This is a genomic window from Lacihabitans soyangensis, assembly GCF_024343775.1.
In the GTDB taxonomy this organism is placed as follows: domain Bacteria; phylum Bacteroidota; class Bacteroidia; order Cytophagales; family Spirosomataceae; genus Leadbetterella; species Leadbetterella soyangensis.
In genome coordinates, this window is sequence record NZ_RJUF01000019.1 from 45779 (window position 1) to 70091 (window position 24313).

General features: G+C 37.5%; 19 protein-coding genes. 6 read left to right on the plus strand and 13 right to left on the minus strand.

What is annotated here, in order from left to right; genetic code table 11:
• Nucleotides 1-24 precede the first annotated feature (24 nt).
• The gene (locus tag EGI31_RS08670; RefSeq protein WP_255036829.1) at nucleotides 25-486 is read left to right on the plus strand and encodes an Lrp/AsnC family transcriptional regulator; all 462 of its coding nucleotides are present in this window, start codon (nucleotides 25-27) and stop codon (nucleotides 484-486) included.
• Here the strand turns inward: EGI31_RS08670 and EGI31_RS08675 are convergent.
• Both EGI31_RS08675 and EGI31_RS08680 read right to left on the minus strand, forming a co-directional pair.
• Nucleotides 473-1054 (minus strand): DUF4126 domain-containing protein, encoded by a 582-nt coding sequence (locus EGI31_RS08675; RefSeq protein WP_255036830.1) that lies wholly within the window; start codon nucleotides 1052-1054, stop codon nucleotides 473-475. The genes EGI31_RS08670 and EGI31_RS08675 overlap by 14 nt on opposite strands.
• 3 nt (nucleotides 1055-1057) lie before the next feature.
• Nucleotides 1058-1942 carry a YicC/YloC family endoribonuclease gene (locus EGI31_RS08680; RefSeq protein ID WP_255036831.1) on the minus strand — a complete coding sequence of 295 codons (885 nt, stop codon included), beginning with the start codon at nucleotides 1940-1942 and terminating at the stop codon, nucleotides 1058-1060.
• A 100-nt stretch (nucleotides 1943-2042) separates the two neighbouring features.
• On the opposite strand from EGI31_RS08680, the gene argS reads away from it, so the two are divergent.
• A complete protein-coding gene (gene argS, locus EGI31_RS08685) occupies nucleotides 2043-3818 on the plus strand; it encodes an arginine--tRNA ligase (RefSeq protein WP_255036832.1) in 1776 nt (591 codons plus the stop codon).
• 80 nt (nucleotides 3819-3898) lie between these two features.
• On the opposite strand, the gene EGI31_RS08690 is transcribed toward argS, so the two are convergent.
• Entirely contained in the window at nucleotides 3899-4714 is an 816-nt protein-coding gene (locus EGI31_RS08690; protein ID WP_255036833.1) for a universal stress protein, read from the minus strand.
• A 112-nt stretch (nucleotides 4715-4826) separates the two neighbouring features.
• Complete coding sequence (locus EGI31_RS08695; protein WP_255036834.1) at nucleotides 4827-6068, minus strand: ABC transporter permease; 1242 nt, start codon at nucleotides 6066-6068, stop codon at nucleotides 4827-4829.
• A gap of 150 nt (nucleotides 6069-6218) precedes the next feature.
• Here EGI31_RS08695 and ggt point away from each other — a divergent pair, with 150 nt between their 5' ends.
• A complete protein-coding gene (gene ggt, locus EGI31_RS08700; protein WP_255036835.1) occupies nucleotides 6219-7994 on the plus strand; it encodes a gamma-glutamyltransferase in 1776 nt (591 codons plus the stop codon).
• Between the two features lie 88 nt (nucleotides 7995-8082).
• Here the strand turns inward: ggt and EGI31_RS08705 are convergent, their stop codons facing one another.
• The 4 genes from EGI31_RS08705 to rsfS form a co-directional block, all read right to left on the minus strand.
• On the minus strand, nucleotides 8083-10365 hold the full coding sequence (locus EGI31_RS08705) for a hypothetical protein (protein ID WP_255036836.1): 2283 nt from the start codon (nucleotides 10363-10365) through the stop codon (nucleotides 8083-8085).
• Between the two features lie 230 nt (nucleotides 10366-10595).
• The gene (locus EGI31_RS08710; RefSeq protein ID WP_255036837.1) at nucleotides 10596-11513 is read right to left on the minus strand and encodes a hypothetical protein; all 918 of its coding nucleotides are present in this window, start codon (nucleotides 11511-11513) and stop codon (nucleotides 10596-10598) included.
• A gap of 356 nt (nucleotides 11514-11869) precedes the next feature.
• Nucleotides 11870-13906 (minus strand): ATP-dependent zinc metalloprotease FtsH, encoded by a 2037-nt coding sequence (gene ftsH / locus EGI31_RS08715; protein ID WP_255036838.1) that lies wholly within the window; start codon nucleotides 13904-13906, stop codon nucleotides 11870-11872.
• Nucleotides 13907-13935: 29 nt separating this feature from the next.
• A complete protein-coding gene (gene rsfS, locus EGI31_RS08720) occupies nucleotides 13936-14328 on the minus strand; it encodes a ribosome silencing factor (protein ID WP_255036839.1) in 393 nt (130 codons plus the stop codon).
• A gap of 92 nt (nucleotides 14329-14420) precedes the next feature.
• Between rsfS and EGI31_RS08725 the strand changes: the two genes are divergently transcribed.
• Nucleotides 14421-15188, plus strand: coding sequence for a biotin--[acetyl-CoA-carboxylase] ligase (locus EGI31_RS08725; RefSeq protein WP_255036841.1), 768 nt, complete (start codon nucleotides 14421-14423; stop codon nucleotides 15186-15188).
• A 109-nt stretch (nucleotides 15189-15297) separates the two neighbouring features.
• Nucleotides 15298-17943: an MGH1-like glycoside hydrolase domain-containing protein gene (locus tag EGI31_RS08730; protein WP_255036842.1), complete on the plus strand. Its 2646-nt coding sequence runs from the start codon at nucleotides 15298-15300 to the stop codon at nucleotides 17941-17943.
• A gap of 2 nt (nucleotides 17944-17945) precedes the next feature.
• On the opposite strand, the gene EGI31_RS08735 is transcribed toward EGI31_RS08730, so the two are convergent.
• Together EGI31_RS08735 and EGI31_RS08740 are read right to left on the minus strand one after the other, a co-directional pair.
• A complete protein-coding gene (locus EGI31_RS08735) occupies nucleotides 17946-19454 on the minus strand; it encodes an RtcB family protein (protein ID WP_255036843.1) in 1509 nt (502 codons plus the stop codon).
• 50 nt (nucleotides 19455-19504) lie between these two features.
• Entirely contained in the window at nucleotides 19505-20308 is an 804-nt protein-coding gene (locus EGI31_RS08740; protein ID WP_255036844.1) for a nucleotidyltransferase domain-containing protein, read from the minus strand.
• Nucleotides 20309-20378: 70 nt separating this feature from the next.
• Here EGI31_RS08740 and EGI31_RS08745 point away from each other — a divergent pair, with 70 nt between their 5' ends.
• Nucleotides 20379-21392 (plus strand): helix-turn-helix transcriptional regulator, encoded by a 1014-nt coding sequence (locus tag EGI31_RS08745; RefSeq protein WP_255036845.1) that lies wholly within the window; start codon nucleotides 20379-20381, stop codon nucleotides 21390-21392.
• Here the strand turns inward: EGI31_RS08745 and EGI31_RS08750 are convergent.
• From EGI31_RS08750 to EGI31_RS08760, 3 genes are all read right to left on the minus strand, one after another.
• Complete coding sequence (locus EGI31_RS08750; protein ID WP_255036846.1) at nucleotides 21375-21704, minus strand: protein tyrosine phosphatase; 330 nt, start codon at nucleotides 21702-21704, stop codon at nucleotides 21375-21377. The genes EGI31_RS08745 and EGI31_RS08750 overlap by 18 nt on opposite strands.
• A gap of 54 nt (nucleotides 21705-21758) precedes the next feature.
• Nucleotides 21759-22850, minus strand: a complete 1092-nt coding sequence (locus EGI31_RS08755) for a slipin family protein (RefSeq protein ID WP_255036847.1) — start codon at nucleotides 22848-22850, stop codon at nucleotides 21759-21761.
• 723 nt (nucleotides 22851-23573) lie between these two features.
• Nucleotides 23574-24185: a hypothetical protein gene (locus EGI31_RS08760; protein WP_255036848.1), complete on the minus strand. Its 612-nt coding sequence runs from the start codon at nucleotides 24183-24185 to the stop codon at nucleotides 23574-23576.
• Between the last annotated feature and the right edge of the window lie 128 nt (nucleotides 24186-24313).

Genomic DNA, 24313 nt, shown 5'->3' on the forward strand with positions numbered 1-24313 from the left:
TGAGTTTAAAAAGAATAATATTCTATGATTGATATAGATCCTGTGGATTTGAAGATTTTAAAACTTCTCAAAAAAGACGGAATGATGACCAATAGGCAAATTGCCGTTGAACTCAACCTCACCACAACCCCCATTCACGAAAGGATAAAAAGGCTCCGTAGAGATGGTTTTATAGAGAAATATACCATTGAATTAAATCGAAAAAAGCTTAACAAAAATCTAATTGTTTTTTGTAATGTCTCTCTTAAAGAACACGCACAACAGTTTTTGACGCAATTTGAAAAAGATGTTCAAACCGTACCAGAGGTAGTAGAATGCTATTGTGTTTCAGGTGGTTCAGATTTTCTTTTGAAAGTAATTGTATCAGACATGGAGGAATACAAAGACTTTATTCTCAATAAATTAGCTGCAATATCAAATATCGGAAGTGCACAATCGCACTTTGTTATAACAGAAGCCAAGCACTCTTCTATTATTGGAGAATAGGCTTCTTAGGTTTGGAGGAAAACAGTTTCTTCAACATCCAAAACACCAGAAGAATAGCCAAAACACCCATTATAAGTGGAATCCAAATAGAAACTATCGAAATGCCAACAGCCAGTATGTTCTCGAATGTACTGAAAAAACTGTTTCCAATTCCTCCAGTAAATTTTGTAGAACCAAGCCGTATCAAGGAAGTGCCAGCCTGAATGGTTCCGGCTACTCCCCCACCTGCCAATATTCCTAGACCCCATTGAAGCGTTGGGTCGTTTATTTTCAAGAATTGAGTAGTTAATAATGTTCCGGCAACTACAGACGCAGGCAAAGCTATAGAATCCAAAAGATTATCTATAAAAGCAATATAATAAGAGGCGATTTCGACTATTGAGGCAACTATCAAAACAAAGGTGGCAGTATTGCTTATCATCCACCCAAAATCATCTGAAACACTTACTAAACCAAACCTAGCCGCCAAATTTGACACCAAAAGTGGAATAAATACCCTGAATCCACTCCCTGCACTCAGTGCCACGCCGAGCATTAATCCAGGAATCCAAGTGATCCATTCTTCCATTTTTTACAGAATATTCATGGTTTGTTCCTTTATTTTTTCGAGTTCATCTTTCATTTGAACCACCAAACGCTGTATAATAGCATCGTTCGCCTTTGAGCCGATTGTATTGATTTCTCGACCTATTTCTTGAGCTATAAAATTAAGTTTTTTGCCATTAGAGGCTATTTCAAGCTCTTTCTTAAAATAATCTAAGTGATTTGTCAGTCTCACTTTTTCTTCCGAAATATCATATTTTTCAACATAATAAATCAATTCTTGCTCAAAACGATTCTTATCAAAATTTTCACTGTTTATAAAATCCGCCACAGATTTCTCCAATCGTTCTCTAATGGCCGGAATTCTTTTGGGGTCTTGCTCAATAACCATTTGCAAAAGGCCATCAATAACATCAATATATTCCACAAATTTCAGCTTGGTTATCTGACCTTCTTGTAGCCTAAATTCCTTACAATTTGCAATAGCCTGATTGATCAATTTCATGATTAACTTCCACTCCTCTTCTACCTCTTCGGTATTCAATGCATTGGTATTGTAGGCATTAGGCATCATGGTGGCCATTCTGAGCACTTCTGTTTGAGAAGCCTCAAAGCCCAATTCCTTTGCGGTCTGAATTAAATCCTTAAAATATGCTTTAACCAATGGCCTGTTTACCGTCGTCCCCGCTGATTCCTCATCTTTTGGAGTTACGTTCAACATCATCTCTATTTTGCCGCGTTCTAATTCTTTGGAGAGGAGATTTCTAACTTCAATTTCTCTATTCGAAAAACTTCTTGGCAGCCTACAATAAATATCAGAAAACTTAGAGTTGAGTGTTTTGATTTCTACAGAAACGGCCATCTTGTCGGTTTCGATAGTGGCAGATCCGAAACCCGTCATTGATTGTAACATAAATAGTGTTTATCTTTTGTGTAAAACTAAGGAATTAATCCATCAAAATGGTCAACCAAAGGCAAAAAAGTGTAATTTTGCAGCCAAATTGATAGTAAAAATGGATATTATTGGTATATTAAGTAATAAAATAGAAACGGCCGTTCAGTCACTTTTTGGTGTATCTGACCAAGCAGTTTTACAACCTACTCGCAAGGAATTCGAAGGAGATTACACCTATGTTTTTTTTGGTTTAGTTAAAAGTCTAAGAAAATCGCCTCCCGAAATAGGCAACGCCATCGGTACATACTTGTTGGATAATAACGACATTTTTGAATCTTACAACGTGGTACAAGGCTTTTTGAATTTAAAAATAAAAAATACGGTATGGGTTGAAGTTCTCAACGATTTACTAAAAACCAATACCGGTTCCGAAATAGAACGTTTATCTCAATCAGTTTTGGTGGAATATTCGTCCCCAAACACCAACAAACCGCTGCATTTAGGGCATTTGAGAAATAATTTCTTGGGTTACTCCGTATCTAAAATCTTAGACGCTGCTGGATATGATGTTACAAAAGCTTGTCTAGTAAACGACCGAGGTATTCACATTTGCAAGTCTATGGTGGCCTACAAGCATTTTGGCAATAGCGAAACTCCCGAGTCTGCGGGCATTAAAGGGGATCACTTGGTAGGGAAATACTATGTGGAATTCGACAAGGCCTATAAAAGCCAAATTCAAGAGCTTATAGCAAGTGGTTCAACAGAGGATGAAGCGAAAAAGGCAGCTCCAATCATGGTAGAAGCACAGGAAATGCTTCTGAAATGGGAACAAAATGACCCCGAAATTATTGACCTTTGGAAAAAACTAAACACTTGGGTATATGATGGTTTTGAGAAGACTTATAAAAAAATCGGAGTTGATTTCGACAAAACCTATTATGAATCAGATACTTATCTACTCGGAAAAGATCTAGTTGAAGATGGTTTAAACAGAGGTATTTTCTATAAAAAAGAAGACAACAGTGTTTGGATTGATTTGACTGACGAAGGGTTGGATAATAAATTGGTGCTCAGAGGAGATGGAACGTCGGTTTATATTACCCAAGATTTAGGGACAACTGACTTGAAATTCCAGGATTTCCATTCCGAAAAATCCATTTGGGTAGTTGGAAATGAGCAAGACTATCACTTCAAGGTGTTGTTTGCCATAATGAAAAAACTAGAGAGAGCATATGCAGAAGGCTGTTATCACCTTTCCTACGGCATGGTAGACCTGCCGTCGGGCAAAATGAAATCAAGAGAAGGTACTGTAGTAGATGCTGATGAATTGGTGGACGAAATGATAGCCACCGCAAAGGCCATGAGTGCAGAAAAAGGCAAAATTGAGGATTTGGAATCCGAAGAATCAGCCGAACTTTTCAGAATGTTAGCTTTGGGAGCCTTGAAATATTACCTTCTGAAAGTAGAGCCTAAAAAGCGAATGCTCTTCAATCCCGAAGAATCTATTGATTTTCAAGGAAATACTGGGCCTTTTATCCAATACACCCATGCCAGAATCAAGTCCATCCTCAGAAAGGCAGAAGTAGCAGATAATCAAATATTTACGCTTGACGGTGTTCATATTCTAAATCCCGAAGAATTAGAATTGGTGTTTTTAATAAAAGACTATGATACAGTAATCAAAAACGCCGCCGCAGATTATTCTCCAGCCTTGCTGGCCAATTACACCTACGAATTGGCCAAAACCTTTAATGGTTTCTATACGCAACATTCGGTAATGAATGAAGAAAATGCGAATATCAAATATTTGCGTCTTGGACTGATCAAAAAAGTAGCAGAAACCATCAAACATGCCATGGGTTTACTTGGAATTGATGTTCCTGAAAGAATGTAAAAAAAGTCTAAAATATAAGTGAATAAAAAAGCGGCAAAATCAATCTTGCCGCTTTTTGCTTTTATGTACATCCTTAAAAATCAATGTTCCATAATACTCAAAACAGGAATTACCGAAATATTTACAACCTCCTCAGCGATACTTCCAAACAGAAAACGCTCAAAACCAACCCTACCATGGGTAAACATAATGATTAAATCAATATCGTGAGTCTCGGCAAATTCTACAGTTCCTTTTGAGACAGAATCATGCCTAAAAATCTCAAAATCAAAGTTTTGGATGTTATATAATTTCTCAACATCTCTGGCCGTATCATAGATTTCGCTTCTATCGTCGGTGGTTTCACCGGTATCTATAAACACAAACTTGTTTTTTGTGGCACTCAAGTCAAACAAACTCATGGCTTTTTCTATGAATCCCGTTTTCTCAAAATCAGTCACAAACAAAACGTTTTCTATTTTTACAAAAGCCGTATTTTCTTTCATAACCAACACTGGGCAGTCAGCTTTCCGGATTACATTCTGGCTATTGGTTCCTTTCAAATAATCCTTCCAACCGTTGGCTCCCTCTGAGCCCATCACTATGAGATCGGCATTCTCACTTAAAATAGCAGGGATCAGTTCTTCAAAATCCTCTTTGATACTTCCCTCAATGGTAACATCGGGGTACCACTCCTTCCACCTTTCAATCTCTCTGAGAGCATCACCTTTCAGTAAATTGTAATATTCTTCCTCGGTGTGTACCGCAGATTCTACCAACTGATATCTGAATTTTGGAAACTTAAACATAGTCATCAAGTTGATCTTGGCATCCATGTTTTTGGCAAGTTTTACGGCGGCAGACATTGCATTTTCGGCTGCCAAATGAAAATCTGTGGGTACTAAAATAGTCTTCATAATCTGAAAATTTATTATAACACAAAAGTACGTGTCATAAGAATTCAGAATAATGACCAAAACCCAAATCCGAAATGATTAAAGACAGTTTTTAGCAAAAAAAGAATACAATTTATTTAGCTCTTATGGCTATCACTGGGTCCATTTTAGAGGCCTGTGAAGCAGGAATTAATCCTGCCACAATACCAATGATACTTGAAATGGTAAGACCAAAGATTATATTGCTCGAAGAAAGTACAATATCTAAACTGCCAAGGTCAATGAAACTGGCGAAATAAACCAAAATCAAACCAAATAAACCGCCAATCAGACAAAGAAATATGGCTTCAAACAGAAACTGGAACAATATAAAGTAGTTTTTAGCACCGAGAGATTTCTGAATTCCGATAATGTTGGTACGTTCTTTTACAGAAACAAACATGATATTGGCAATTCCGAATCCGCCAATAAGTAGAGAAAACAAACCAATAACGAATCCACCTGCACGGATAGACCCAAAAATAGTAGTAAGAAAACTAGCAGCGGCATCAGGTCTATTTAATGCAAAATTATCCTCCTCTAAGGGCCTTAAACCTCTAATAGTACGCATTTTGCCTTTAATTTCGCTTTCCAGTTTTTCCATCTTTAGGTCACTTTCAAAAGCTTGCACTTGTATCATTCCATACAAATTACCCGAACTGAACATTCTTTTGTGCTTCACAAAAGGCACATAAACTTTCTGATCCGGGTTTCCACCGACATCCACCAGTTGCTTACCTTTTTTCTCTTGCATACCAATCACCACAAAATTTTCACCCTTGATCTTCATCTGTTTACCAATCGGATTCTCTTCTCCAAACAAGGTTTCGGCTATTTCAGCACCGATTATTACTACATTTCGGCCAGATTCTATTTCCGTAGGTGAAAAGTATCTGCCATCTATAACTGGCACATCAGAAATCAAATTAAAATCATATGTAATACCCTGAACAAGAGCATTATAACTATTACTCTGGTATTTCACTTGCGTGGCAGACCAATCCATAATGGTAACTGCAGAGGCGTTTTCGAGATTATCTTTTAGGTACTTATATTCAGAATATTTTGGTCTTGGCCTGTTGAAATATTTCCACCAAGGATATTCGCCATCACCAAACTGCCACGGAAATTTATCGACATAAATGGTTTTGTCGCCAATAGAACTCAAGCTGGTTTTGATATTAGATTCGAGCGAATCTACCATAGTATAAACTCCAATTATAGAAAAAATGCCGATGGTAACCCCTAGAAGTGACAAAACAGTTCTTAATAAATTAGACCGCAATGCCTGCCATGCAAATCTTAAAGCTTCAAACGTGAGTTTAAAAAACAACATTCGTGATTTTATAATTGATAAGGTAAAAATTGCAAAAAAAAAGGAATTTGAATCAAGTAATTTTATAAATGACACAAAACACTTAACTTAACGGTAAATATCCATGATTGGTGGAATCCCTAACCTAAACTTATCAACAGAAAACTAGAGATGAAAAACAGAATTGCATTCTTCTTTTTGGCCTTATTCCTTGTGTTGGCTTGTAAAACTACCCAAAAAACGCCGACGAAAGAGGCCTCCAAAGATTTATTTTCCTTATTTGTAGAAGACCCAAATGTAAAACCATTTTACTCGGAAAAGAAGGGCGTTTTTGCTAAAAATGGAATGGTTGCCGCCGCACATGCCGAAGCCTCCAACGCTGGTATTGAAATACTAAAAATGGGCGGAAATGCGATTGATGCAGCGGTGGCCACCCACTTTGCTTTGGCGGTAGTTTTTCCGTTTGCAGGTAACCTAGGTGGGGGTGGATTTGCTGTAATCCGTACCAAAAATGGGCAAGCACATACCTTAGATTTTAGAGAAAAAGCACCTTTGAAAGCACATAGAGACATGTATTTGGACGCCGAAGGTAATGTAATTCAAGGCCTCAGTTTACAAGGCCATTTGGCAAGCGGTGTACCCGGATCGGTGGACGGAATGGTTGAAATGCATGAAAAATTCGGAAAGTTGCCTTGGGCTAAACTATTGGAACCAGCCATAAAATTAGCCGAAGAAGGTGTAATCTTGACCGACCGAGAGGCACTTGGTCTAAATAACAATGCGGATGTATTTAAAAAAGTAAATGGCCAGGACTTACAATACTTTATGAAACCTCAAGGCACAAAATGGGCCAAAGGAGATCTTTTAGTTCAGAAAGATTTGGCAGAGACTTTAAAACTCATACAATTAAACAAAAGAGCGGGCTTTTATGAAGGCAATGTGGCAAAGCTATTGGTAGATGAAATGGCAAAGGGCGGAGGAATAATTTCACAAGAAGACCTTCAAAAGTATCACTCCGCTTGGCGAAAGCCTATTGAGGCAGATTACAAAAACTACAAAATCATAACCATGCCGCCTTCCTCTAGCGGTGGAGTGGCCCTGTTGCAAATGCTTCGCCATGTGGAGCCCTACCCACTTCAAAAATGGGGTTGGAACTCTGCCAATACCGCTCAAGTGATGATAGAAGCAGAAAGAAGGGTCTATGCCGACAGAGCCAAGTGGATGGGGGACACTGACTTTATCGATGTGCCTATAGAAAAACTAATCAGTAGAGATTACTTGAAAAAGCGTTGGATAGATTTTGACAGCACCAAAGCTAGCAATAGTAAAGACATCAAAGGGGGTACATTGCCTGGCTATGAGTCTTTTGAAACTACGCATTACTCTGTTGTGGATAGTGAAGGAAATGCGGTTTCGATAACCACTACACTCAATGGTGCTTACGGAAGCAAGGTAATAGTTGCTGGTGGTGGTTTCTTGATGAATAATGAAATGGACGACTTCAGCATAAAAAGCGGCGTACCAAATATGTTCGGATTGTTAGGTTCGAAGGCAAACGAAATTCAACCTGAAAAACGGATGTTGAGCTCCATGACACCCACCATAGTAGAAAAGGACGGCAAGCTATTCATGGTTGTAGGTACTCCGGGTGGAAGCACCATTATGACCTCTGTGTATCAGACGATACTTAATGTCACCGAGCATAAAATGACCATGCAGCAAGCGGTAAACGCTCTTAAGTTTCACCACCAATGGTTGCCCGACCGTACGGTATTCGAAGCCAACGCATTTAGTGAAAAGACTTTGGAAAAACTCAGAGGCAAAGGTTATATAATGGATCAGCAAAAAGGAACTTTAGGACGTATGGACTGCATAATGGTACATCCTGACGGAAAGTTAGAAGGAGCATCAGATCCAAGAGCGGACAATACCAGTATAGGTTATTAAGAACAAAATTAAGAGCGGCTAAAAGACGAATAGCCGAAGATTATCCTCGACTACTCTTTTATCACTCAATAGAAATTAAGAATCTAAATTATTTCAAAATCATCCTTTGGCTGATGGTTTTTCCTTTTCCATCGGTTCCATAAACCGTTATAAGATATTTTTTGGTTAAGTCTGCATTATAAAATCCAATGTTCGTTTTACCATAAATATCTGTTTTCAGCAAGGGATTCCAATATAAAGTCTTGCGTCTATCGGGCTTCGCAGTGGCTTTGGTATACTTCGGGGCAAATATATTTCGGGCATACTGATAACCCATAAAAGTCTGATAATTGTTAGCTTTATAAATACTTAAAAGGTCCTTACCTTTTGCTGTCAAGAGATTTACGATGGTACCAGCTTCTTGTCCCAGCTTGGCCGTTTTCTCTTTTTTATTCAAGAAATCCAGCCAAACAATGTCAACAGGTTTCAGTAGATTTAAGAAACCTACCGGTACTCTAGTTCCATCCACCATCACCCAGTTTTGATTTCCGCCATTTAATTTGCCAGTTAACTCAGGAACGTTTTTTTCAATCAAATCTACCACTGAAGTAATTCCCGATGAAGAATCTACCGTAACGGCAGTCTCAAAGTCCGCCTCCCAATTGTAACCTCTACGACGATAATCATTTTTAAGGTCTTTGCTCATTTTGCCGGTAACTACCACTTCTTTTAGAGCCACGGCTTTAGTTTGTACCGCTGGAGTTGTATTCGGTTTGTTCACTGCCGTAGGTTTCGCTGTTACACCATTAGCCGGAGTTTTAGCAACAACAGCAGGTGGAGTAATAGAAACTTTGGGGCTGTATACTCCTTCTAACTTAAGGTCCAAATACTGGCCCTCATTATTCAGAGCCAGAACCTTAACGCTGTCCGTCCAATGGTCGTAAACGACAAAATTTCCAGAAGAATCCGTTTGGGTTTCTTGGTATTTCATTCCTATTTTATCCCATAGAAATAAACTAAGCTTTTGATTTTCATATGGAACCATACTTTGCAAGGCAGTGCCTTTCATAGCCAAGGATTTTTCTTCTTTGAACACATTGGTTTTGGCTTCCTTTTTCCAGTCCATGGTCATCATAAGATTATCTAAATAAAACTTAGAAACCGTAGGTTGAAACTCAAAGAGTGAGTCCAGTTTTTGAATTTCCGCCTCAAAATCAGCATCAAAAACCAGGCTATTTTGCATATTTTCTATTTTCTGACTGAAAACTGTGGGTGGTGTAATGTCGGTAACTGAAATAGACAAGTCAAGATTGGACATTGGCCTTTGGTTGTCATCCAAAACATAAAGGTCAAAATTAACTTTGCCTTTTGGTAACAGATTAGGCTTGTAATTGTCTATCTGTAAGGAGTTTTTGGCATTATTCAGAAAATACACCAAACGCTTGCATACTACCTTGCCAGTCAAATCCTCCACTGCGATTTCTACAACTCCTGAATTAGGCACCAAGTCATTGTTAAGCACAAACTTGAAGTTGGTACTAACCGTCTCAAAAGGCACAGTGGTTATGATTTCTCCTCTTTGGCGAACCACAATATTGAATTTCTCAGGTACGTTGATATTGGTAAATACATTAATGAATAATCCATCAGAATAAATAACATTGTCGGTAGACAGAACATAACCAAACTGTTGCGAGGCAGGCAGCAGTTCTTTATACATTTTACCAGCTAGACTAAAAACTGCATAATACTTCATCCCCGTCTCAGGTTTTATTATAAAAGTGCCAATTTTTTGTAAATCAGGATAAAAGGTAGTTATGAGTTTTCCTGTACTGTCTTCAATTTTCCCCTCGAATCCCTTTGGCAAATTCATAAAATTATTGAGTTTAACCGCCACTTTACACGAAATGGCATCTACCAATTGTCCCCCTTCTGGGTAAAAAACAACTTCTGGTTTCTGAACAACTTTGGTAGCCAGTGGGCTGGCAGCACCTGGTAAAACACCTGAAACCTTGAAAGTCTTGGTATAGAAAGCTTTTTCAGAATAGTTTCGCATCAGCTGCGTATAAGCTGTGAGCTCATATTGTCCAGCAGCAAGGTTCTTTGGCAGAATAATCTGAGAATTAGCGTGACCGTTTTGTACGGCCAATTTAGACTCATTGATTATCTCATTTTGCTTGTTTTGAAATAGCAAATACAAAACCTGACTTTTCTGAGATAAATGGTGCGAAGTGGCATCAAAAACATAAGTTTTAAGCCAAATGGTATCCCCAGCTACATAAGCGTCTTTGTCAGTATGGACAAAAACTTTCTCCGATTGATAAGTCGAAGTTTGAGCTGAGATTTGAATCGCACAAAATACTAATAAAACTAAAAACTTAAACTTTTGCATATTAGGAGGCTATATTTTGGGTTTATTATACAATTTGCAAATACTGTGCCTATATAAATGAACAGAGAAATTTCTCGAAAAATTTGTGGCAATAGGGCTGAAATAAAACCTAAAATATATTCACATTAAAACTTAGCTTCCCATTGTCCCAATCTAGCATTCTATTCCAAAGCGAACTAAATAAATATTGGTTTTAAGGAAATTTAACCAAAAAACATCGATAACAAGCTTCACTTGTTCATCCATTGCATCAAGTCTTCCTTATCCACAATCGACCAACTATGCGGGTGTCTGACGCCATTTGCTCTAAAACCTTTATTTTCGGTTGGTAAATATTCCACTTTATCAAAGCCTATTTTATTTAGATTTTCATAAAGTATTTTGATATAAAAGGCATTCATTTGGTCAAAATCAGCCTTTCTGTTCTCTTTCCACCAAAGCGTATCTGGCTCTGTATAAAAACGCATTTTTGTATTTTTAAGACTTTTAAGATTATCGGTGTAATTGGTTGTGGAAGTGTACACCGCATAATCTTGGTATTTCAAAATATTGTCAGTCGGATTACCAAATTTATTTCCTAAAGTTTCAATTATCCATTTACTTTCTTGAACAGATACTTCAGAAAAGTTCCGCTTCAAATTTTTTTCAGAACTTCTGTATAACGCAACCAAGTCAATGGGTGAATCAATTATAAAAACACCTTTGGGCTTCAAGTTATATATCTTATTTTCAATAAGAAACGAACTAATAAGTAAGGTAACATTACCTCCACTCGAAAATCCACCGAAATAGATGTCCTTCCTTGGTAGATTATTTACCTGAAATATTTTTTGTAATTGTCCCGAAAGTTCTCGCTTTTCATTTTCCTCGAGCCACAATTTTTGATTGTAGTTCATGTAAATCAAAGCCGTGTTGTTTTCCTTGGCAATTTCTAATATGTTGAATTCCCGTTTTATATCTTCTGGTTTTTCTCCAAAACCTCCAAAAAGGATGAGTACCTTTTTGATATCATTGCTGGAAAAATTCAAGACATAATTTTCTTTTCTAACTTCTTGAATATCAAATTTTTCAATACTCTGCTTTGGAGTGTTTTTGCAAGAAACGAAAGCCGTCAATATCAAAACGATTATTCCAAAAAACTTTTTCATTTGTCAAATTATTTACAACAAATATATTGAAAAGGATTATTATCCAAAATGGATTCTATTGCTCAGTTAAAACAAATGGTTTGGAAGAAGTTTACTGGCATCAGATAAAATTAATACGAAGAGCCTCATCTGTCTGAATGTTAAACCCTTACAGGGTTTGGGGTTCAATTATGGTTATTTTTGTTAATTTACTTCAACCCCTCTGGGGTTGCTTATTTTCAATTGTTTAAGAGTTTAAACCTTTTTCAAATGAAATTTATTCGTACACCAGTAGAAGAAATTCATCTATTATTTTCAAAAACAAGCCAATTCCAAAAATAAACCCATAAAAAAACCCGATTACTCGGGTTTTAAAATTATTTCGTTTCAGTGCTGTCTGTGACTTCGGGATCCTTGTCGGCTCCCTCTACAACTGCTATTTCATCCTTTTTATCTAAAAACTCCTGATAAACCGTTGGCTTATCAAAAGGCCTCTCTCCTATCAGGCCAACTAAATCATGTTGATAAATGATTTCTCGTTCCAACAAAGCTTTTGCCAATATATCCAATTTATCACGGTGTTCTAGAAGCAAATCTTTAGTGGCAGAATAAGCCAAATCAATCATTTTCTTAACCTCTTCATCAATCACTTGTGCCGTGAGTTCTGAATATGGTTTAGTAAATGAGTACTCACTTTGACCTTTAGAATCGTAATAACTTACGTTTCCAATTTTCTCGTTCATACCATATACCGTAACCATGCTGTAAGCCAACTTGGTAATTTTCTCCAAATCGCTCAAGGCACCAGTTGATATCTTCCCGAACACCACTTCTTCGGCAGCTCTACCCCCAAGGGTCATACACATTTCGTCAAAAAGCTGCTCGGTGCGATACAAATATTGTTCTTTAGGCAAGTATTGAGCGTAACCCAAGGCCGCAATTCCTCTCGGAACTATACTCACTTTTACTAGAGGATTGGCGTGCTCTAAAAACCAGCCCGCGATGGCATGACCAGCTTCATGAAAAGCTACAATTTCTTTTTCCTCTGGCGAAATCAATTTATTGCGTTTTTCTAAACCGCCAATTTCTCTGTCAATAGCGTCTTGGAAATCTTTCATTTCCACCTGCTTTTTACCTCTACGAGCAGCCAAAAGAGCAGCTTCGTTACATACGTTGGCAATTTCAGCACCGGCAAAACCTGGTGTCTGAGCAGCCAATTTCTTAGGATCTACTTCTTCTGCAAACTTAATTGGCTTCAAGTGAACTTTGAAAATTGCCTCACGACCATTAATATCTGGTACATCCACACTTATCTGACGGTCAAATCTACCTGGTCTGAGCAAGGCTGGATCCAAAACATCTGGACGGTTGGTTGCGGCAAGAATTATGATTCCAGAGTCTGATCCAAAACCATCCATTTCCACCAAAAGTGAGTTTAAGGTATTCTCTCTTTCGTCGTTTCCGCCTGGCATTGAGCCCTTTCCACGAGAACGACCAACAGCGTCAATCTCATCTATAAATATGATACAAGGTGCTTTTTCTTTGGCTTGTTTGAACAAATCTCTAACTCTGGCAGCACCAACACCCACGAACATTTCTACAAAATCAGAACCTGAAAGTGAGAAAAACGGCACACTAGCTTCTCCAGCTACAGCCTTAGCCATTAATGTCTTACCTGTTCCCGGAGGGCCAACCAACAAGGCTCCTTTCGGTATTTTACCACCCAATTCGGTATATTTACCCGGTTTTTTCAAAAACTCTACAATCTCCGTCAGCTCTTCTTTGGCCTCGTCGAGACCTGCAACGTCTTGAAAAGTTATTTTAACCTTGTTATCAGCATCAAAAAGTGCTGCTTTGGATTTTCCAATGTTAAACAATGCTCCTCCTGGGCCACCACCAGACATACGGGTCATGATGAAGTACATCAAACCGAAGAAGAACAAAATAGGGAACCACTGCCAGAAAATATTCATATAGTCACTTCTGGTCATGGTTTCAGGATACAGAGTACCCTTCACATCATCAGGAATTGCTGCAGTTTTCAGGAAATTATTGTACTCGTACATAAACGAATCCTCAGAAACGATATCCACCTTTAAATGCGGCCCGCCTGAGAATTTGTTATTAGCCAATTTGGCCTTGTATTCAGGCTTAGTAAGTGCTTCTGGTGTAAGATTAATCTCAAGTGTATTGGTTCCTTTGACCAAAAATACCTTTTGCACATCGCCCGCCAAAACCATCTTTTCGAAAGACTTGTACGGCACAGAACCAAGTTTATTTGTACTGCTAAAAAATACTAGACCCATGATGGCCAAAATAAGAGCCGCCACTACCCAGCCTTGAAGCCCACCAGGATTAGGTGTCAGCTTCTTCTTCGGTTTATCCGAAGAATTGTTGTTGTTGCTTTCAGACATATTAAATTTTAAATAAAATCTATGATTGGTTAACTAAGTGGAGTTAGAGAAGGTTTCAAGGTATCACCATAATAAGTGCAGTCTGCATCACCCCAAAGCGACTCAATATCGTAAAACTCACGACGGTCTTTTTTGAAAACATGCACCACCACATCTACATAATCTAACAAAATCCACTCTTTATTTTGAATACCCTCCTTGTGCCAAGGAGATTCTTTGGTTGACTTAAATACTTCTTCGTCCACCGAGCCAGCTATGGCGTCTATTTGTGTGTCGGAACTTCCTGAGCAGATAACAAAAAAGTCTGTAATAGCACCCTGAATCTTTCTTAAATCCATTTTTATGATATCAAAACCCTTCTTCTCCTGCATTCCGTTGATGATGGAATCGCACAACACTTCACTCGAAATCTTTTTCTTCATTAAACTGTAAATTGGTTAAATTTGCGAGCGGTAACAAAATCAAATATGCCATTACATCGCAGATTTTCTATAAAACGCTAAATTAATTTATTTTGCTCAAAATTCAGCCCAAAACTTTTTTTGTCGGTAAAAATCTAATTTTTCTGCCATCTTGTCATTCTACCAACGACATAGCTAATGAAATAATTCAAAATAAGGAATTTATTGACGGAACTGTCATCCTTACCGATCACCAAACGGCGGGCAGGGGACAACGTGGAAACGCCTGGGAAAGTAACATAGGGCAGAATATTTTGATGAGTCTTATTGTCAAAACAACGTTTCTAAGTCTAGAAAAATCCTTTGATTTAAGCATTACAGTAGCCGTTTCCGTTTTGGAGGCATTGCAAACTTTAGGAATACAAAACACAAGCATCAAATGGCCTAACGACCTCTATATCAACGAGAAAAAAACAGGTGGAATATTGATTGAGAACAGCATTTCGGGCAACAAAATGAGCCATTCGATAGTGGGAATAGGTATAAACGTTAATCAGACAAAATTTGAGAATATACGGGCAACATCATTATGTTTGGAGCTAAAACAGGAGCAAGTAAGTCGTGAAATAATCGTAGAAAAAATCTGCGAATCTATAGAGTCAAATCTGGAATTACTAAAAAGCGGCTCATTCAAAAAAATCAAAGAGAAATATCTTCTAAATCTATTTGGAAAAGACCAATTAAGAGTTTTTAAATCCGAAAAAGGAATTTTTGAGGGCGAAATCGTGGGAATATCAGACCAAGGACACTTGAAAATAATTAGCCAAAACGAAGAAAAATATTACAATATCAAGGAAATTGAATATCTTTTTGATGATTAACCCGCAGAATTTTGGGCAAGTCAAATGAAACAATATTTTTGCAATCAAGCAAAATACTACATAAATCATCCACCCTAGAATACAACCAAAGAAGAATATTTTAAAACCTATGGAATCAAATACGGAAAGAAAGAGACTGATAGAACGAGCTGACAATAAAGGATGGAAAAAATGGGGACCGTATCTTTCCGAAAGACAATGGGGAACTGTTAGAGAGGACTACAGTGTATACGGAGACGCCTGGAACTATCTCACCCACGACATGGCACGCTCGAGAGCATACAGATGGGGAGAAGATGGCATCGGAGGTATTTCTGACAATAAACAACACATTTGTTTCGCTTTGGCACTTTGGAATCACAAAGATTCCATCTTAAAAGAGCGTCTATTTGGCTTAACCAACAATGAAGGAAACCACGGCGAAGATGTAAAAGAGCTGTACTATTACCTCGATAGTACTCCTACCCACTCATATATGAAAATGCTCTACAAATACCCCATAGAGGCATTTCCTTATGAAAAAATCACTGGCGAAAACAACAGACGGAACATCCGCGAAGATGAGTACGAAATAATAGATACGGGTGTTTTCGACGACAACAAATACTTCGATATTTTTGTGGAGTACGCCAAAAGGGAAGAAAACGACATTTTCATAAAAATAACCGCCACCAACCGCAGCAAAAAAGAAGCACCTTTGACCGTGCTACCTACCATTTGGTTTAGAAATACTTGGTCTTGGGGGTATGAAGAATTCGACAAAAAACCTATACTCTCGGGCATAGCCAATAGCCAAATAGAGGTTAATCACAGACTATTTGAGCGGATGAAACTCTATTGTCACGGAGCAGATTCTCTGCTATTTTGTGAAAACGAAACTAATATGGAGCGGGTTTTTGGAAAAGAAAATGCGAGTCCTTACACAAAAGATGGTATCAATAATTATATCGTCCATGGGAAAGAAAAAGCCATCAATCACAACCAAATAGGCACCAAAGCCTCCGCAAAATATACTAGAAAAATAAAAGCAGGGGAATCGGAGACCTTTTGGCTGAGATTCAGCGATCAAACCAACCTTAAAGAGCCTTTCGTTAATTTTGAGGAAGTATTTGCAGAAAGTCTGAAAACTGCCGATGATTTCTACGAAATTATACAGAAAGACATCAAAAGTGAGGAAGAAAAGGCCATTCAAAGACAGGCCTTTGCAGGTATGATGTGGAGTAAGCAGTTTTACTACTACAACATCGACCAATGGATGAATGGTGACCCAAAAATGCCTTTTGAGTTTAGAGGACGGGCTTTTGAGCGAAATTCTCCTTGGAAGCACGCCTACATGGCCAACATACTTTCTATGCCCGACAAATGGGAATACCCATGGTTTGCAGCATGGGATTTGGCTTTTCATACCGCTACTTTGGCTCGTATAGACCCTGATTTTGCCAAAAGACAGCTGGCAGTGGTTTTAAGAGAATACTATATGCACCCGAACGGGCAAATACCAGCTTACGAGTGGAATTTCTCTGACGTAAACCCTCCAGTCCATGCATGGGCCACTTGGAAAGTCTACGAAACAGACAAAGAAATGAACGGCGGAAAGGGTGATGTAGGATTTTTGGAGAGGATTTTTCATAAACTTTTGTTGAACTTCACTTGGTGGGTCAACCAAAAGGATGAGGACGGCAATAATATATTTGGAGGCGGATTCTTAGGACTTGATAACATCGGAGTATTTGATAGAAACGCACAAATTCCGGGTGTAAAACTCCAACAAGCCGACGCCACAGGTTGGATGGCCATTTACACGCTCAATATGCTAAAAATTGCCTGCGAAATATCCTTGGAAAGGCCAGCTTATCAGGATATGGCCTCTAAGTTTTTTGAGCACTTCCTGTATATTGCCGCGGCCATAAACAAGACCTTGGACGAAGAAGGAAACGGACTTTGGGATGAGGACGACCAGTTTTATTACGACAAAATATATACCCCAGACGCAAACACTTTGTTCCTGAAAATCAGGTCATTGGTGGGTTTAATTCCATTGTGTGCTGTTGAGGTCATCAGCGAGGATTTATTACAAAAACTACCAGATTTCAAGCGTCGCTTGGAATGGATTTTAAAGAATAGGCCTGATTTGGCGGGTTTAATTTCAAGATGGCACGAGCCAGGGAAAGGTGAAACGCACTTGCTGTCGCTTCTGAGAGGACACCGCATGAAAATGGTATTCAAACGTCTATTTGACGAGAAAGAATTCCTTTCAGATTACGGTATCAGGTCCATGTCGAAATTCCATTTAGAGAACCCCTATCATTTTAACCTCCACGGTGAACACCTGAATGTAAAATATACACCTGGCGAATCTGACCTGACCATAATGGGCGGAAATTCGAACTGGCGAGGGCCCGTTTGGTTTCCACTTAACTACCTTATAATAGACTCTTTACATAAATATTCAAAATATTATGGTGAAGACTATGAGGTAGAATACCCAACCAACTCTGGCGAAATAGTAACCATTCGTGAAGCTGCCCTTCAGATTTCGGAGCGGTTAATCAATATTTTCAAAGAAGGAGAAAATGGCAAAAAGCCATTTATGGGCGGTGTAGAAAAATTCAACAAAGACAAAGACTTTAAGGATTACTACCATTTCTACGAATACTTCCATGGCGACAACGGCAAAGGTCTAGGAGCCGCCCACCAAACCGGCTGGACAGGCCTCGTAGCAGATTTGATTCAGGAAGTGAATGAGGGGAGGTAGATTTAATCCTCTCTCCCCTCTTTTCTGTTCGCATCAGCCATTCTAACAATTTTTGGAGTAAACTTAGCCAAAACTTTAACCAAATCTTTTTGTGCTGAAATGACATCGTTTATGTCCTTGTAGACCATTGGTGCCTCGTCTAAATCACCACCGATTAATTCAATACCAAAATCATTTAGCACTTTGTTCATAGAATTTTTGGTTATCGAATTTAGGGCAGCAGTTCTGCTCATCAGCCTTCCTGCTCCATGCGAAGCTGAATTAATTGAAGATTCATTTCCTAAACCCTTGACAACAAACCCAGAAGCAGTCATTGAACCAGGAATAATCCCTAACTCATTTTTGTTAGCCGGGGTTGCACCTTTTCTATGAACTAATACTTCTTTACCTCTGTGTATTTCCTTCCAAGCAAAATTATGATGGTTTTCAACCATCAATATAGGCTTAGCTGAAATCGCCTTGGCCAGTTTTGCATGTATCTCATGGTGATTTGCAGACGCATAATCTCCCGCCAAATTCATAGCAATCCAATATTCTTGACCTTCTTCTGTATTCAAATCTAACCAAGCTAAATGAGAAGCTTCTTTTGGCAAAATGGTCTTTTGCTTCGCTATTTTTGAGTAAATACCTGCAACCGTTCCACCAAACCCTCTTGACCCAGAATGTGATAGCAATGAAAGATATTGACCAACAGGCAAACTTAAAGTCTCATCAACTTCCGTGATTTCGATTATTCCCCATTCAACAAAATGGTTTCCAGTTCCTGATGTACCCAATTGCTTATAAGCCTTGTCCTTCAAATCTCTAATAACTTTGGTAGCTGTCCATTCAATTTTATCCATAACAGACTCATCAACTTTGTCTCTTATTTCTCCTCCAATTCCAAATTTTGTTTTTTCCATGAGACTTCTTGTCAACAAATGGGGCTCTCTTTTGAAAATGTCAATAGGAATATCGAAAACAGACAAGCACATTCTACATGCTATATCTACTCCAACTGCATAAGGAATTATTTTGTCGGGCTCTGTTGCCAATACTCCGCCAATTGGTAAGCCGTAGCCTTGGTGGGCATCAGGCATTAAAGATCCAGCGATTGAAATGGGCAAGCTCAATGCCGTATTCATTTGATTTAAAGCACCTTGTTCAATAAAATCTGCTCCGAAAATAGAATAATTCAATTTATCTTCTCGCAAATTGAACTCCAAAGATTCTCCGATCGCTTTCTCTTCTAGTGACATAATCTGCTCAATAGGTATACAAGACTTGCCGAATTCTGTCAATTCAATCTCAATTCCGCTATTTTGAAGTTCAAATACTTTCTTCGCCAAATTGGTGACCTTATTTCTGGAGTATGCGTATTTTTTTGGATTTTCTAGCATTTGGGCTATTAATCCTAGGACTTTTTCTTCGGAAAAATCTTGATGTTCCATAAGACCACTTGCAACTCTATCAAAATCTTTGATAAGCTCCTCTGGGATATTTCCCAATTCTTTTATTTTTAATGCTTCCATTTATCTTTTTTTTAATTTTGCCATCCAAAAATTGAATAACAATTCCATTTTTAAACTTCTTTTTTTTCCCAAGCCACTCGAAGAGTTTGTTTAAACACCATGTCCAATCTTTCTGTATCGGGTGTTCTAACATTTTTATTCAATTTTAGATAATTTGAATAAAAAACAATTTTTGCTTTCAAAAAATCATTTAATACTTGAATTTTGGGTTCAATATCCAATTCCTCACCTGAAATTTTAAGAGCAAGCAATTGCTCTATTATTACTTTAATTTCAATCTCTTTCAATTCACTATCAACTAACAACTGGAATTCCATAGGAGGAACTGTATTATTGTTGAGAATCCAATCACAAGCTAAAATCGGCCTTAATACATAAAAATATTTCTTTAACCTTACTAAATCTTTTTGCAAATAGGCTTTAAAGTTGCCTTCCGCCATGTGCAAATAGTGATGCATACATGATTGAGAGTTGAAATATTCTTTCGACATTTCTCTCAATAATTCAGAAAAAAAATATTCATCCTTGTAAACAATTGGACTTCTTAGCCATTCAAGCAAAGGCGGATTTGATTTCCTAAATAATTTTAGTGCTTTCTTTAGCTCCCAACCTGCCAAATCAATATCATTTTCTAAAATTTCCTCTTGATTATCCTTCAATTGGTCAATTTTCAAATACCAATCTAGTTTGTGAACATAGATATATCTAACATCCCAATCGCTGTCAGTTGAAGAAAAACCCCATGCCCTGCTACCACTTTCTACAGCAAGAAGAATCTTAATTTCATGTTGATTTTCTAATCTTTTGAGTTCTTTTAATATCTCTTCTCTCATATTTCTTGAATTAATACCCAAAATTCACAGACTTCTACGCATCCTTCTTGCGTAGATAAAATATTTTTCAATATTTTGCAGAAAAAAAATTTTGCCGCTCAATAGAAATGCACTTATCAGATATAAAGTCATAGACAGTTGTTTACAAAGACGCAATAGAAAATGGACTTTAGAGGATATTATTGAAGCTGTTTCGGATACTTTGTTTGAATATGAAGGCATCGACAAAGGCATTAGTAAACGGACTATACAGGCGGACATCCAAATGATGCGGAGCGATAAACTTGGCTATTTTGCTCCGATAATTGTTACTGACAAAAAATATTATAGCTACGAGGATCCAAATTATAGTATTACAAACATTCCCCTCTCTGAATCTGATTTGAGCAAAATGAATGAGGCCGTGGAAATGCTCAAACAATTTAAAGGATTCTCTCATTTTTCACAGCTAAACGAGGTTGTACAAAAACTCGAAGACCACGTATACTCTACTTCGAAAAAGTCTTTGCCAATAATTGATTTTGAAAAAAACGACAACTTAAAAGGTCTTGAGTTTTTAGAAGTTTTGTACCAATCTGCCATTCAGAAAAAAGTCGTAGAAATCACTTATAAATCTTTTAAAGCAGAAAACGCTCAAACTTTTGAATTTCATATTTGGTGGATGAAGGAATTCAGAAACAGGTGGTTTGCTGTTGGAGTAAAAAATTCAAGGAAAATCGTTCAGAATTTAGCCATTGACCGTATGATTGCTGTAAGAATGATACCTGAAAAAGAATTTATTGTGAATGAAAATATAAATCCTGAAAATTTTTATAAAAACGTTTTCGGAGTGACTGTAAGCCAAAATTTGAGACCAATCGTAATCAAATTATTCGTAAATCAAAATCATGCACCCTATGTTTTGACCAAGCCATTGCATCATTCACAAGTACTTGAAGAAGATAGGGAAGATGGGATTATAATATGCCTAAAAGTGCAACACAATTTTGAAATTGAGCGGGAAATATTAGGTTTTGGAGAAGGAATGGTGATAATTGAACCTCCAAAATTGAGAGGAATTATTAAAAAAAGACTAGAAAAAATGCTCCTAAATTATCAAGTTTAGGTCAGCCATTTTAAGTTTTAACTTATCAACCAATTTTGAATCCAGGTATTCGTAAACGTCCTTAATATTCAATACGTAGATCTGTTTTTTTGCCAATGAATCACCAAAAGATTTCGAGGCGAGCTCTTTATGCCTTTTTTCCATAAAAATGATTTTATCGGCCCAACCAATTAGTCCAGCAGTAATTTTCACCCTTGCTCCAGTATTTGTCCCGCAAGATTTTACATCATAAACTGTATTATCTCTATAGATTGTTTCGGCTGTCAAGCTCCGACGCTTATTTCTAGAACACACAAATAAAAGTTTTTCCATCTGCAAATATCAACAAAAAACACAGAATGTATCGAAATACAAACTGTGTTCGCATTAGTTTTTAACAAAAATCTGTTTCAACTGGTCCAAAATCTGGCCATTTCCAGAAACTGAAATTGTGTTGATTTTATCCGCAATTTTCTCAACATATTCCATTTCTTTCAATTTCCATAAGGTTTCATTTTCCTCCATCAACTTGGCAGTGTTCAACAAACTTCTCATTGAAGCCGTTTCTTCTCTTCTCATGATGATGTTGGCTTGAGCTTTTTTCTCAGCAACTAATACCTGATTCATGATGTCTTTCATTTCACCAGACAATATAATGTCTCTGATACCGGCATTTTTTAGTTCAATTCCTAAGTCAGCCACTTTTTCACTTGCGTTTTTAATGACATATTCAGAAACCAAATCTTTTTTATCCAATAGCTCGTCTAATGAAAACCCACCCACATACTCTCTCAATGCAAATTGCATTAAAATGTACAGTTGCTTTTCGTACTCTTTATTTCTAAAAAGGGCTTTTTCGATATCCGCAACTTGGTATTGCACATAAAAATTCAATCTCAAAGTTGCTTTGTCTTTGGTAAGAATTTCTTGCCCAGAAACTTCCAGTTGCAATTGCCTTACGTCTGTTTTAGCAACTTGAATAGAAATGGCATTTTTCCACCAGTAATAGGTACCTGCTTCCAAAATTTTTACAAATTTACCATCAACAATCAAAAGCCCCTTTTCGTAGGATTCGACGGTATAAGTTCTAACAAAATTTGAAAGCCTAGTTAACAACTGTCTGTCAAAAACTGCATCAATTTCAATTTTTGAAATATCATACTTATCAAATCTGTAATTCCTTAAACCTCTCCAGTAGGCAAATTTCCCAGCAGTCAAGACACATTTAAATACTTTATCTTCAAACTGTAATACAATTTCGTTGTCTCCAACTTCTACAATCTCAAGGGCATCCATAACTTCCTGATTCTGCATTAACTGGTTCAAATCAACAGGTGAATTAAACTGACTACCTTTTTCGTATATGTAGACCTGCTCGTTTTTGAAAAACCAATAAACTCCTGTTGATAAAATTTCAACGAATTCGTCATTTTTTAATACCAATCCTATTTGATTGATATTTACTCTTACTTTCTTCATTTTCTGTAAAATGTTTAAAAATTAAAAAATAACCAGTCTAAAGTTTTCATTTCTTGAAAACGGAAATCAGATTAAGTTTAGAATTAGAAATTTAGTTTTTAAATATTTAGCAAAATATATAATCAATTTTCTCCATTGAGACATTTTGATTAAATAAATACCTTCTATCAAAAAGTAAATCTCCATTTCTATTCGGTATCCTCTTCTTTCAAGTTCTGTTTGAATTGCTCAATTTCTATTTGAAAACGAGCTAGAATTCTTCAAACTGGTTGTAATCCTTTTGGGAGGACCAATCCCTTTCTTTTGTTGATTAACAGTCAACTGCTTAGCCACTTAGCTTCTAACTCTCACGAGCTAGGCAGGATTCGAACCTGCATTGGTTTGTTACTCTATCCAGACTGAGTTATCCTTTTTCAAGGAGAGGGATTCGAACCCCCGACCCACAAATGGTGATAAAAAGCAAAATTTCCGACAGCATATTTAAAGATACTTCTCAAATACTATGGGGTATGCGGATACCCACATCAGGTTCAAGAAACCACCTTTTATCGCAAAACATAAAGGACTCGAACCTTCTGATTGACCTGCTCAATTGTTTTATTATTTTTGATGATGCAAAATTGAGAAGACAGTACGCAGTCAATTTGCGTAGATAAAAATATATATTCTAAAAAATTATAACTAACTGTATATCAGTATTTTAATTTACACTTATTTCCCACCTCACCCAAACAATCCTCCACTCACTTCTTCCACAAATATCTTTTTGTCGGTGATAAACTGGCGGTTTTCTTCGAGGAATTCGGTGAAGAGTTCCATGTGGTGGAGCATGGCGGAGAAATCGTAAGTGGCTAGCGGGTAAGTCTCTATGTGTATTTCTTTGAAATCGTAGATGATGTACTCCATACTGCTGCAGCCCTTGTCTTTGAGTGCATACATGTAGAGATTCTGGAAATTGTACTGGAATTTATGGGGTTTGTAGCTTGAAGTAGTTTTTATGTCTATTACTTTGCCCTCTCCTACCACATCGGCAAATCCATAAAACTGAATATTTTGGTGCGTGAATTTTATGGGCATCTGCTCTACCCTAGAGGCAGGCAACATATTTCTCACTTTTTCAACAATTTGATTTTCAAATACATGTGGTCTATTTTTGAGAACGGCATCTTCAAAATTTGAGCCTTTTTTCATTCTTTTGAGCGTGGCATCATCGAAGTCTCTGACTCTGTTGATTCTATTGAGCAAAGAGGTTCTCATTTCCAATGTTGGAGAACTAATGTATTTTCCAAACTCGTTGAGTAAGGTGGGGTAAAGCCTGTACTTTATATCAGACATGAGCAGATAAGGCCTCGAGTTCTACTTTTTGGTTCAGATGGTGCCTCGAATGCATTTCTAAACTGTGAAACCATTCTTTGGCATTTAACATTCCCAATGCAGGGTGTTGCGTTTTATAGGTTCCAAGG